Origin of the sequence: Daejeonella sp., from assembly GCF_036405355.1 — a bacterium.
Classification (GTDB): Bacteria; Bacteroidota; Bacteroidia; order Sphingobacteriales; family Sphingobacteriaceae; genus Daejeonella.
This window is the reverse complement of the sequence record NZ_DASWXT010000014.1, coordinates 1-12,955: the sequence shown is the minus strand read 5'-3', so window position 1 is coordinate 12,955 and position 12,955 is coordinate 1. Positions and strand designations below refer to the sequence as shown.

Here is a 12,955-nt window from a genome sequence, read left to right as displayed (position 1 = left end):
TTATGATCAATAAATTACGTTTAAGGCTGTTATTGATATTTACCATTTTGATCATTGGCAAAGCTAATGCCCAGGAATGTGGTTTAAATGCATTAAATGACGCTGAGGGCCAGTATAATATTGGCAAATTTTACGAAAGTATAAACAGATTAAATTCATGTATCTCCTCAAAGGGATTTACTTACAGTGAAAAAGTCCAGGCTTACAGACTTTTGTCTATGTCATATCTTGCTTTAGATTCAGTTGAGAAAGCCGATGAAAGTATCGAAAGACTCTTGCTCTTAAAAGATAATTTCGAAGCAGATACCAGGGATCCGGATCGTTTCAGATTGCAGGTATTATTCCTCAGACAGCAAATGCGTGCCAAATTAACTTCTTCGGTATCAAAAAAGGCTGAAAGTATTGAACTGGCGCCTGCTACTATTCAGATTATCACCTACGAAGATATTCTGAACCGGGGCTATACCGATCTGGAGCAGCTTTTTCATGACCTTCCGGGATTTGATATCTCAAGAAACTCAGGATTATCTTATTCTGATATGTACCAGAGGGGATACCGGACTGCTGCCAATACCGACCGGACACTTTTACTCGTCGACGGTGTTGAGGATAATGAGATGTGGTCAAATTCCGCTTTCATCAGTCGCCAGTATGCCCTGAGCAATATCAAAAGGGTTGAGATCATCTATGGTCCCGCATCCACAATTTATGGTGCCAATGCCTTTCTCGGAGTGATTAATATAATAACAAAAAATGAAGAGGATTATTTTAAACAGGAGCGGGCTTGGAATACCGATGAGAAGACTTCCAGATTTGGAGTGACAGGACATGGTGGCATGGGATCATTAAATACAAAATTCGGAGATGTCACAGTTTCCGGAATGGGCAGGGATATGTTCTTTGCAGTAACAGGCAGGGCTTATCAATCAGATGAACATGACCTTTCATCTTTCCCCGACTGGGATAGTAAATGGTCGGCTGATGAATTTGGTCCAAACCGTTATCAAAATATCCTGACTCAGGATTATACCGCTGCAAGAGAAGCTGCTTATTTAGCCAGTGATCCGGGCAGAAGGTATTTTACAGTGAATGCCGATAAGACTAAGATCCTGCCAACAGCAGCAGCCATCTTCAGAGCCGATTCATTAGATCAGGCCAATTATAAAAAGGGCTATAACGGGATAGGTACCCAGTATTCTGATGAAGCAAAAAACTATTATCTGTCTGCCAAACTTCGCGTTGGCGACTTCAAATTTGGATTGGAATACCAAAAATGGTCGGAAGGAGTAGCCCCAATCTATATCGATAAATATTATGCAGTTAGTAAGGAACTTACCCATTGGGAAGTACGCCAGCAATATTTTTATGTGAGATATGATAAGAGTCTTTCTGAAAGGATCTCTTTTTCCAATTTTTCATATTTCCGCACAAGTGATTTTGGTAAAGAATCGGTCGTAACGCGTTTTTATGGTTTTGCAAATGCCGGTATTGCTTTTCAGGATCTGATTACCGGCCGGAATCCTTACTTCTTACCAACTTATTTCTCACAGCAATCCAAACAGTTCAGATCTGAGTCAAAACTGAACTATGTGATTAACGAGAAGATGGACTTTAACCTTGGGGTAGAATTGAGAAATGGTCTTTTACAGGGCGATTATGTCAATTCGACCACTGAAGATCCTATAACTACCGGAACTTCTGCGAATGGAATTAAGGGAGGTAACTATTACTCAATAATGGATCTGGGAGTTTACGGACAGTTAAGTTATCAGGACAGGGCAAGAAAACTGAATATCAGTGCTGCCGGCAGAATGGATAATAATAAGATCAATAGTATTTATGGCTATGGAACGGTATTCAATCCAAGATTGTCTGTGGTTTATTACCCTGGTAAGTTCATTTTTAAATCTATTTATTCAGAGGCCTTCCTCGACGCTTCTGTCTACAATAAATTCGCAACATCTTCGGCCCGATTGGTTAATAATCCCTTATTAGAACCTGAACGTGTTAAGAACCTCGAGGTTTCGGCCCGTTTTACCCCATTTAATCAGACATTTTTTGAAGTAGCCTACTTTAATGCTTCTTACAGTAATACTCTTGGGACTGTCAATATTGATACTTTGGGAGTCAGAACTACCCAGTTCCGGGCGATTGGAAAGTCCCATATTCAGGGTATTCAATTTGCCGGAGAGACAAAACTTCTTGAGAAAGTAAGTCTGTTTGCTAATTTTTCAATTATTGATCCAACCAGGATTTCTGCCGGTACAAGCGGAAGCCAAAAGGTTAGGATAGGGGATATTTCCAATTTTTCGCTTAATGCAGGTGTAAATGCCAAATTCATCAAGGATAAGCTGAATCTGAATATAAGAGCTAATTTTGTTGGAGATAAACCTACCGGAGCCAATACATCAATCAGCGGAAGCCCTTTCAGTGAAACTCCCGGTTATACCCTTATAAACACTGCGGTCAGCTATAACCTGAACAAAATGTTTATGCTCCAGTTAATCACTAATAATTTATTTGATCTGGATTATGTGTCACCCGGTGTAAGGGCGGCCAGCGGTGTTCAAAGCTCAAGGATTCCGCAACCCGGACGAACGCTTACTGCACGTATTATAGCTAATATAGGTAAGTAATATGGCGATTATTAAGGGATTATCGGGAGTAATAAATCTTCGGCCTGAAGAACAAAAATCGTTCAGATCTCTGTTCCTTTTGTCGCTGATTACCGGTATTGGTCTTTCTTATTACTTTGTTGCTGTAAATACCTTTCTGATTCAAAAAGCAAGTGTATCCAATCTGCCTTATGCTTATATTATTTCAGGATTAGGAGGGGTGCTGCTGATTAAGATTTACCAGCAGCGTCAGCGCAGTCGCGGGATAATCAATAGTTACAGGGAAAGTGTGATTGCCTTTTTTCTGGTCGCTGCATTTGTCTTTATGGCTTTCATCAAACTGGGTGATAATCAGGCCTATGCTGTTTATCTTGCCTACCTGGGCTTTTTGTTTAATATGCCATTTACAATCATATTTGCATTAAGTTTTTCTGGTATTTGTTCGCGCCTTTACAATATGGCACAAAGCAAGCGCTTATTGGCACTTGTTGGAACAGGGGAGATCATTGCATCCATTATCGGTTATCTGACAGCACCTTTGATCAGTCAGTTAACCGGAAGCCCTAACTATTTATTACTGCTTGCTGCGGCCTGTATACTTCCTGCTTTAATACCAATTTACAGGCTCGCCTCAAGTAATCATGAAAAGCTGAGCCATATTGTGGTAGCAAAGACAGCACTAAAGAAGTTGAATTTGTCTTTCTTCAGCAATGAAAAGTTCTACCTTCTGATTGCGGTAGTTTCTGTCTTCTCAGTTTCAGCAATTTATTTTGTCGACTATTCATACCTCGTCTCTGTGAGATTTATGTCGGCATACAGTGGTATTGAAATTGCAACTATTGTGGGTTTTTTCTTTAGTATAGTAAAGGTTGGTGAACTTGTTTTTTCTTTTCTGTCAGGTCATATTTTAAGTACCAAGGGAGTTAAATTTTCAATACTGCTGCTGCCGGCTTTACTGACAGGATGTTTTGTCTTTGCAATAACAGGCAGTCTACTGTTTAAGGGTGAACCAATCTTTATTCTCTCATTCGTATTTCTCGCAAAATTTGCTGAAAGAGTGATCAGAAAAGCGATCTCAACTCCTGCAATAAAAGTTTTATACCAGGTTACAGGCCCGGATCGTTTGAGAATTGAAGCCACAATTGAAGGGGTATTGAATCAGGTGGCAACAGTAATATCGGGTCTGCTGCTGCTTGTGTTTTCAGGTCTTTTTGCAGGTTTTGAACCTTTGTTTTTCCTGAGTATTATCTCAGGCGTCTGTTTTATATTATTTTTAGCCTGGACTGGCTTAAGCCTGAAATTGCATGAGAATTATAAAAAGAAAATATGGACCTATCTAACTGAGATCAGATCAGATACTGGTTCAAAAAGAAAAGAAAACCGGGAGATTGACCTTGAAAATTCAGGTAGTATCATTGCTGCAGGAGATCAGCACCCATTATCTGAAGCTTTAAACAGAGCTTTAAGTGCAATTTCTGAATCCAGAAATACCGGGGATATAGATCAGCTAAAAAACTATTCACCAAGAGATTTAAGTCACATTGAATCAGATGATAAAGATCTTTTAAGCCGTAAGATTATATCATCTTATTACTCTACAGATAATTTCTTTCACAGGCTGCTTGTAATTAATTTCTTAAAAACTGGCGGGCAGAGGCTGTCTACAAAATTATTAAAGGAGCTTGGTGAAATATCAGATCTGCAACTGAAATATGAACTTTTGTTAACATACAACCTCGACACCAGGAAGCCCGAAACAGCCGATATTTTTTACTTTGAGAATCTTTGTGAAAAATACTCCAATGAATTAATTCTGGCAATGTCAGCACAGTTTGATCTGCAGGAAATTGATGATGCTGAATTACAAGCGGAATTGAAATCATATACTGATATGTTAATCAGAATTTTATTCGAATTACTGAAAGTATTGTATGACCCTTCCGCAATTCAGGTTATTTATGAGATTATAACTAATGATGAGAACCAGGATATCGAAAACAGACTATTTGCTCTTGAGTTACTGGACAATATCCTGAATGATGAATTAAAGAAAAGGCTTATACCTATTTTTGAACCGGCACCCTTTGATCAGAAAATTCACAGACTACAGCAATTCGTTCCCGTTCATTCTGAAAGTAAGGAGAAGAAGCTTAAGGAATTATTGATGAAAGATTTCACATTGGTGAATCCGGGTTTGAAGGAAGCCTGTCTGATTGCATATTTTAATCTGACGAAGGATGAGTCTGTACTCAATGCTTTCTTTACCAGTAAGATCAGAAATTTACATTCAAAGGCTTCTCAGCTTTTAAACAATGATGATCGCAGTACAAAAGATATAATGATCGCAGAACTAAAAAAGACCTATAAATTAAGTTCATTGCAATGTTCCTACCTGTTTAATCAGGCTGTACAGATTCCCGGGACTAAATCGGATAAGATAGGAACTGCTGCGAAAGCTAAAATGGGCAACCCTTATTCAGTTAATATGGGACCTGCCAATGGAGGATTGATACTCGATGCTTATGCTCTTGCTTTATTTATTGATAGAAATCAATCCGGGGCATAGCCAATCATCAGAAAACGATCTGCATTCTCTTCTCTAAGATTGAAACGTTGAAAAACATCCATGCCAAGGTTTTCAGTTGCCTGAATTAGCCTTTGTTGTTCACTTAAGGAATATAAAGTATTTTCTGCTACAGAACGTAAAATAAATGGATGCTGTTTATCTACAGGTATTCCATTAAATTTTTCGGCAATGATTCCACGTACTATTTTTTCACCTTGTTCATCGTAATTTCCATTCATATCCGGTTGTACAGCAGATACATATTTATTAAACCAGTAATAAACAATAGGGGTGGCAGTTGTCCACCATAACAGAAATTTTCTGTTTTCCTGCTTTTCTCTTTCGCGGCAATCTTCCATGAACTTCAGATAGAGTGATTTGCCGAGGCCTTTTCCTTTAAGATCATCCCTGCAGCCACTTAATCCGAGATAATAGGTGTCTTCACCATTCACCTTCTCAAAGTTGATCATGAAAAATGCCAGGAGTTCATCCTGATCATTATTTATAATATAAATATCCTGATTATGTTCAATCTCACGTTCAATAAGCTGAGTATTGGTAATATAAGTAGCATTTGTAAGTTCAAGAATCCGGGAAACCAAACCGGTATCAGATTTGAAATTTGTACGTAGTTGAATTGTTGAGATTTGTTCCATTTATATTTTTAAAGATAAATAAATTGAACAAAAAGGAAATATATTTATTGGGGAGTGGGAAATGGGCAATGGGCAATGGGAAATGGGAAATAGGGAATAGGGAATAGGAACCCGATAGCTATCGGGTAGGGAATAGGAAATATTACTATCGGTATTCTCGAATCTCACATCTCATTGCTCACATCTCATATCTCATTGCCCATATCTCATTGCTCATTGCTCATTGCTCATATCTCATTGCCCACATCTCACCTCTCATAAACCCCAATAGTCCCCCGATGCAATTTATCTGCATTGGCTTTACTATCAGCAATAAATAGCTTTTTGCTGGAGTATCCAACGATTCCCAGGGATACATTGAAGTCGTTTTTATCAAGAATTTTAAATTTTGCATCTGTTTTAATGAGTTTAGGGCTACCATAGCATCCAAACCACCATTGACCTTCATGAAATTCGGCTGTTTGAATTCCCTTATAGGTATAGCCGCTTGCAATCACATGGCGTTTAATGAACTTAAAATCTTTATTGTACTCGTAGATATAATTTTCAGTAGCTCCCTTTGGTAATCCACCTACGACAAAGAAATTTCCCTTATAAGTAGAAATACCACCGGCACCATGAACCAATTCAGGCACTTTATACCTCCCAAGTTCTTTTAGGTTCGCGGCATCATACACAAAAACCCATGAATCTTCCTGACCTGGAAGTTCATTAAATTTACCCAGGTTGACTGCGACATATACTTTCCCTCCCTCAAAACACAGATCACCATGATGGTTCAAAACCTTAATACGGTCCAATATCTTGCCTTTGAGATCTGTTCTGACCAGTTCGTTTGTAAAACTCCAATAGATATTGCTTTTCTTATCGGTACTGATACCCTGTAAATGCATAGGGTATAGGCCCTCGCATTGAATAGTCTCAGTTAGTTTGTAATCATAAATTACACCGTCTTTGGCTGTCGCTGAATTGGGTATTGAGCTTAGAGCTTTACCTGGCAAATTTTTAAAGGCAGGGGCTAATAAAAAAAGTAGAAATAACAGATTTTTCATCTCAATTGAATTTTTATAAATGGTTGATTCCTTTTTTCATTTATTAATTAAAGCTGCAAAGTACCAAATGAATGATAAACTAATCATTAACATATCGTTAACAGGGCACAAATTAAGTATTTAAAGCGTATCTTTAAATATATCAGGTTTCCCTGAATTATTCGTTTAACTTCTGTTACCATTAAATAATTTAATCCTATACCTATGAAAAAGATATCTATTTTATTTACATGTATTGCTTCCCTGTTTATTTACAGTTGTAATCAGGGTGCTAAAAAGAATCAGGAAGCATCTGCTGATGCAGTATTAATTACTAACTGTTATATCGCAGTATTTGAAAAAGACACAGCCCATTTAAAGACTCAAACCGATACGAGTGGTAAGATAACCGGCGACCTTACAATGAAATATGGTGAGGTACAAGCTAATGCCCTTGAAAAAGTAATTAATGTTGGCACCATAGCCGGTGAATTCAGAGGAGACACGCTTTTTGTGGATTATACTCATACCAGTGGTTCAATCAATAAAAAGGGATTTAAAAACCCATTGGCATTTTTGAAGGTAGGCGAAAACCTGATTCTTGGTGTAGGCCAAATTGAAACACATCTTGGAAGATCCTATTTTGTCAAAGATAAACCGATTGATTTTGCAATTGGCAGGTTTAAGTTTGTGCCAGTCGATTGTGAGAAATAAAGATTATCATAAATATTAAAATTGACATTAAACAGATCAAGGCAAGTTTGATAGCGGTTATTTTTGTGTATTATACAAATTAAACATTAATAAAATATGAAAAAGTTAAGTCTGTTTGCCCTTGTGGCATTATTTGCATTCACAGCATGCAACAGTAACACAGAAAAATCAGAGAGTACAGGTACAGATACTGTGGCTCAGGAAACTGTAACTGCACCGGTTGAAAAAGAAGTCTCAATTACTATCAATGCCGGAGATGATATGAAATATGATCTTGCTGAAATTAAAGTTAAAGAAGGTCAAACGGTAAAACTAACACTGAATCATACTGGTAAATTAGCAAAAGAAGCGATGGGACATAACTGGGCATTACTTGCTCAGGGAACAATAGTTTCTGACTTTGCAGCTAAAGCCATGCAGGCAAAGGATACAGATTATATTCCTGCTGGCGCAACTGAGGTAATCGTACATACAAAACTGATCGGTGGCGGTCAGTCTGATACCATCGAGTTTACTGCTCCTGCAAAAGGAGTTTATGAATTTATCTGTACTTTCCCAGGACACTCAGCAGTGATGAAAGGTACTTTCTATGTTGAGTAATCTTTAATAGTAAAATGAATTTTAAAAGCCCGGAATTTAGATTTCGGGCTTTTGTGTTTACTAAAAGGTATCCATTTCCTATTCCCAATTCCCCTAGCTCTTTTTTTCGCTATTTACTATCCCACAACATCCACAGAGCCTAAATACAAACTATCCGACCACCTCTTACCTCTTTTCTCAACCAGATATAGATATACATGCACCGTATCATCCTTATGCCAAGAATCCAATTCCAGTTCAGTTTCTGCCTGAATGCGGGTAATTTCCTGGTCAGAGAATTGATAATCAAACGATTTTGGTCGATAGATCAGTATCATAACCTGATCATCCTTAAAAGATTTGTAATTGTCAGTCTCTGTACCCCAGCTCAGCTTCAGCTTCAATCCATTGACTTCCATTTTCAGATTTTCAGGTAATGTCAGTTTTCCCAATGCGAATACTACTGAAGGATAAAGGATTTCCAAATCTGGATGTTTCCCTTTAATGGAATGTTGAAGCATATGACTGATTGCCATATTATACCCGGTGGCACCACGCGGATTAACATTGCTGAAACCCATATCAACAATTGGTTTTACATAGCACAGAAATTTTACAGCCAAAGCAAATCGCTGTTGTTGTTCAATCTGTAAGGGGCTGCGGGCTTTCGTGATCTTTTTCTGTAAACCTTTGATATAATAGATCCCCCTCCAGCTACTGCCAATAATGCTTCCGGCTTTGCCGGAGAAAGGGCCATTTGGACCCCGGTTAAGTCTTCCCATTTTTTAAGTATTTGAATAAAAAATATAATCGACTATTTAACTTTAACGATAATTCTTAATAATTTTTCATTTCCCTGCCTCGCTTATTTTTATTTTGTTAGGCCTCTGGCTATATATTGTGGCAGTCATGTGGAGAAATGCTATATAAGAGAACCGAGAAAGATCCAGTAAGGATTTGGGAAACATTCGGTATTTTCCCGAAGCCTTCCCGGAACTGTCCCGGAACCATCCCGGAACTGTTACGAACCAGATAAGAACAATTTCCCTACGATTCCCGAAGGAAACTTGCATAGCTTAAGATCAGAAATTGTGGGATGGATGATATTTCTTAAAAGTTAAATGGCTTTCAAGAAATTTACGGCTTATATAATAATCGCTTGAGATTGCAGATATTCTAAATGAATATAGGTTTTTTTGGGGAGATTTGCAAATGGGATTAGGTTTGATAGTGGGGAGTGCTTGTTTTATGAAGTTTTTTTTGTGAATAAGGAGGTTTATGCCTTCACATTGTTATTGAGCAATAGCTATATATCGTCTGATTTAAATCCAATTCTTTTCCGTGGCTTAGGTTCTGATTTCTTTTCAATCAGTTCATCCATATAGTGGAAAACAAGCTCTATATTTTTACCCTGGCTATCCAGTTTGTTTTTGATATTTTTAACCTCCAATCGTATTCTGTATTTTCCATCAGCATTTGACGGATTCGGGTAAATATCCGGATGATCTGAATGTTTACATTTATGGCTCTGCTGCTGCATTCTCTTCCAAAAAGCCTTGTAATACCAATGAGTGATTATGCTCTTTATCGCGGGCAGCATACAGGAGAGTAACTGTTTTTGACATTTTAACCCGGTCCAATAAGTTTGCTATTGCTTTATTCCCTTCAAGTTCAATTATGTAGCGTTTTTTAAATTCCTGCCACTTGTCGGGGTCATGATCAAACCATTTACGCAGGTCGACAGAAGGAGCTGCCTCTTTAAACCATAGGTCTATTTGGGCATCTTCTTTCTTCAGGCCACGTGGCCACAAGCGATCGACCAGAATTCTTAATCCATCCGATTTCTCTGCTGGATCATATATTCGTTTAATCCGGAACCTTGTCATCTATATGATTTGTATTAAGGTTTAATATACTTGTGTATTCAATTGCAAGTAATTCAGGAACTCATTTTTACGAACAGTCTCAAGAAACATCCCACTATATTCAGCAGTTATTGTGCTGCTGCTTACATCTTTAATCCCCCGTGATGAAACACAAAGATGTACCGCATCGATCACTACTGCAACATCTTCCGTATTCAGAATAGCTTTAAGTTCATTTGCTATTTGTAATGTGAGCCTTTCCTGAACCTGCGGCCTTTGTGCATAATACTGAACAATACGGTTAAGCTTTGACAAACCTATAACTTTTCCTGACGAAATATAAGCGACATGTGCCTTACCAATGATGGGAACGAAATGGTGCTCACAATTCGAATACAGTATAATATTCTTTTCGACAAGCATTTGGCTGTACCTATATTTATTATCAAATAAAGCTATATCAGGTTTGTTCTTTGGATTTAATCCGCTGAAAATCTCTTTCACATACATCTTCGCCACACGCCCGGGTGTGCCATTTAAACTATCGTCACTTAGATCCAGGCCAAGAGTGATCATAATTTGACGAAAGTGACCGGATATTATCCTGATCTTTTCCTCATCGCTTTGGTCAAAAGCATCATTTCGCAAAGGGGTATCGTATGAGGTTCCAATGTGCTGTTCCCCTAAAAGATCCTCCAATTCTAAGAGCGATTGGCTATTTCCCGGTTCACTTATATTTGTATTAAGTTCCATGCTATTTTTCATAAATAATATGTGATTTATCAACTCCCAGATTTTCCAGGTTCGCCATCATGTTGAAAGTGAATTTATCGGGGCCGCAGATATAGTATTGGCTAAAATTCCCAACATATTGCTTTAACATACTCAGGTCAATGATATGCCTGCCGAAGCCCGCTCCCTGATCCTCAATCACATCGGAATAATTCCCGCCAAGCATTTCATGTAATTCATCCCGGAGAATGATATCGTCGACTGTACGGTTGGCAAAAAGCAGGTGGTTACCATAAAGTAGTTTATCATGCTTTAGCTGGCGCAGGATTGAGATGAACGGGGTAATGCCAGCCCCGGCAGCAAGAAATAAGCCGGGGCCATGATAGGTAATGGTGCCAAAAACGTCATGTATAATCAGCTCGTCGCCTGCATGAATATTAGCAAGTTTCTCTGTTATACCATTATGCCCATAATAGATCTTGATTGAAAACTCAAGATGCTCTGATGTATTTATAGAAGTAAATGTAAATGGCCGGAGCTCTTCTTCCAGTCCCGGCTTGTTAATAGAAACATCCGTTGCCTGGCCGGATATAAAAGTAAATCCGGCAGGCCTTTCTACAATAAAGCGTTTTACATTGTGTGTCAGAAAATCTGTTTCCAGCACTTTGACTATTTGGCTGCTCATTGGTGTTTACTGGCTTTAATAATCTTTGAAATCTCTGCTAAAGAATAGGCTCCTATCGCCATCACAATATCCCGCACAGCTACATCCAGGTATTTGCCGGAGGAGATTAAAGTCAGCGCTATCAGAACTAACCAGACAGATACCAGATAAGCACCTTTTTGTGCGTCGATAAAAACCAGCAATCCTGCGATAATTTCTATTGCTCCAACAATTAGCATGAATGTGGCAGCACTGAATGGGAGCATTGCAGCGACGGCAGGATTCAGATAATCAGACCAGTTTGTCAGTAAATTTGTAAATTTATCTGCCCCGGCCACAATCGGGACCAGACCATAAGTAAACTTCAAGATCGTTTGGATCTGACTTAATCCTGCTGATGAATTTTCCATAATTGTATATTTTTTGGTTAAAGTATACATGTTAGAGAGAGGCAAATAATAAAGGGTTACAATATTTATTTTGGAGTTGTTTGTAACCCTTTACTTATCAGAATACTCCATTATATATAATACTTAACAGATCATGCCATTAAAAGCCGCTACTGAAACTAAGCTTAACAGCGATGAAGAAACTGTTGAACGCATTCTGAATGGAGAAATAAAATTATACGAAAGCTTAATGCGGAAATATAATCTTCGCATGTACAGGGTTAGTATGTCTATCATTAATGATGATATGGAGACTGAAGATATTATGCAGACTGCCTATCTGAATGCTTACCTGCAACTTCGAAACTTTCAAAACAGGTCGAGCTTTGGAACCTGGTTAACCCGTATAGTCATTAACGAGAGCCTGCTGCATAAAAAGAAGAAATTAAAACTAGAGCAATTATTCTCTAATAAGGAAGAGGATATTCCGCATAGTGAAACACCATTAAAGGATCTTATGAATAAAGAGTTGAAAGCCATACTTGAGAAAGCAGTTTCTGAGCTTCCCGAAAAGTATAGGATGGTATTTGTTATGCGGGAAATTCAGGAAATGAGTACCAGTGAAACAATGGAAGTTCTTGAAATTGGGGAATCTAATGTTAAGATCCGATTGACCCGCGCCAAGGAAATGCTTCGCGACCAATTGAGCAATTATTACAAACCAAATCAGCTCATGGAATTCAACCTCATCCATTGTGATAAGGTTGTGGATTTTGTAATGAGCAGGATCAATATGGAGAAGGGGATATGATCTCTCTTTAAGGTACCAATCTGGCTCCTTAATAATTGTACATCTCTGGTGTTTATTCAAACAGAGAAACATTCTGCATTCTTTTTAACTGCCTGGTCTTTACCTGATAGAAAATAAATATGGTTCATAATGATTTCATCTGCTAATTTCTGAATAGATAATTGCTCAGGATATGGGCGTTATGTATAAGTATTGGTTAGAATAAAGAAACAAGTTTACCTCATAAATCATCAGGTTTATAACCGATTCGTTTTCTTGGTAAGGACTCTGTTTTTCGCTCAATCAGCTCGTCGAGACAGCGGAAAACAAGCTCCATGTTTTTACCCTGGCTAT

General features: G+C 38.2%; 13 protein-coding genes. 5 read left to right on the top strand and 8 right to left on the bottom strand.

The window, feature by feature from the left end:
- Positions 1-2: 2 nt before the first annotated feature.
- Positions 3-2,636 (top strand): TonB-dependent receptor plug domain-containing protein, encoded by a 2,634-nt coding sequence (locus VGE44_RS01650; RefSeq protein ID WP_331076026.1) that lies wholly within the window; start codon positions 3-5, stop codon positions 2,634-2,636.
- Position 2,637: 1 nt separating this feature from the next.
- Positions 2,638-5,181, top strand: a complete 2,544-nt coding sequence (locus VGE44_RS01645; protein ID WP_331076025.1) for a hypothetical protein — start codon at positions 2,638-2,640, stop codon at positions 5,179-5,181.
- Here the strand turns inward: VGE44_RS01645 and VGE44_RS01640 are convergent.
- Both VGE44_RS01640 and VGE44_RS01635 read right to left on the bottom strand, forming a co-directional pair.
- Positions 5,166-5,837 (bottom strand): hypothetical protein, encoded by a 672-nt coding sequence (locus VGE44_RS01640; RefSeq protein ID WP_331076024.1) that lies wholly within the window; start codon positions 5,835-5,837, stop codon positions 5,166-5,168. The two genes, VGE44_RS01645 and VGE44_RS01640, sit on opposite strands and share 16 nt — an antisense overlap.
- Positions 5,838-6,085: 248 nt before the next feature.
- Positions 6,086-6,889, bottom strand: coding sequence for a hypothetical protein (locus VGE44_RS01635; RefSeq protein WP_331076023.1), 804 nt, complete (start codon positions 6,887-6,889; stop codon positions 6,086-6,088).
- Positions 6,890-7,093: 204 nt separating this feature from the next.
- Between VGE44_RS01635 and VGE44_RS01630 the strand changes: the two genes are divergently transcribed.
- Positions 7,094-7,582 (top strand): hypothetical protein, encoded by a 489-nt coding sequence (locus VGE44_RS01630; protein ID WP_331076022.1) that lies wholly within the window; start codon positions 7,094-7,096, stop codon positions 7,580-7,582.
- 96 nt (positions 7,583-7,678) lie between these two features.
- Positions 7,679-8,182, top strand: a complete 504-nt coding sequence (azu, locus tag VGE44_RS01625; RefSeq protein WP_331076021.1) for an azurin — start codon at positions 7,679-7,681, stop codon at positions 8,180-8,182.
- A gap of 116 nt (positions 8,183-8,298) precedes the next feature.
- Here azu and VGE44_RS01620 read toward each other — a convergent pair whose 3' ends face one another.
- From VGE44_RS01620 to VGE44_RS01595, 6 genes are all read right to left on the bottom strand, one after another.
- Positions 8,299-8,943 (bottom strand): DUF6266 family protein, encoded by a 645-nt coding sequence (locus VGE44_RS01620; protein WP_331076020.1) that lies wholly within the window; start codon positions 8,941-8,943, stop codon positions 8,299-8,301.
- Positions 8,944-9,467: 524 nt separating this feature from the next.
- A complete protein-coding gene (locus VGE44_RS01615) occupies positions 9,468-9,701 on the bottom strand; it encodes a hypothetical protein (protein ID WP_331076019.1) in 234 nt (77 codons plus the stop codon).
- Positions 9,682-10,047, bottom strand: a complete 366-nt coding sequence (locus tag VGE44_RS01610) for a DUF488 domain-containing protein (protein ID WP_331076018.1) — start codon at positions 10,045-10,047, stop codon at positions 9,682-9,684. The genes VGE44_RS01615 and VGE44_RS01610 overlap by 20 nt, the downstream gene beginning before the upstream one ends.
- A gap of 21 nt (positions 10,048-10,068) precedes the next feature.
- Positions 10,069-10,779, bottom strand: coding sequence for a GTP cyclohydrolase I FolE (gene folE, locus VGE44_RS01605; protein WP_331076017.1), 711 nt, complete (start codon positions 10,777-10,779; stop codon positions 10,069-10,071).
- A 1-nt stretch (position 10,780) separates the two neighbouring features.
- The gene (locus tag VGE44_RS01600; protein ID WP_331076016.1) at positions 10,781-11,443 is read right to left on the bottom strand and encodes an FAD-binding oxidoreductase; all 663 of its coding nucleotides are present in this window, start codon (positions 11,441-11,443) and stop codon (positions 10,781-10,783) included.
- On the bottom strand, positions 11,440-11,832 hold the full coding sequence (locus tag VGE44_RS01595; RefSeq protein ID WP_331076015.1) for a hypothetical protein: 393 nt from the start codon (positions 11,830-11,832) through the stop codon (positions 11,440-11,442). The genes VGE44_RS01600 and VGE44_RS01595 overlap by 4 nt, the downstream gene beginning before the upstream one ends.
- A gap of 133 nt (positions 11,833-11,965) precedes the next feature.
- On the opposite strand from VGE44_RS01595, the gene VGE44_RS01590 reads away from it, so the two are divergent.
- The gene (locus tag VGE44_RS01590; protein ID WP_331076014.1) at positions 11,966-12,622 is read left to right on the top strand and encodes a sigma-70 family RNA polymerase sigma factor; all 657 of its coding nucleotides are present in this window, start codon (positions 11,966-11,968) and stop codon (positions 12,620-12,622) included.
- The last annotated feature ends 333 nt before the right edge of the window (positions 12,623-12,955 follow it).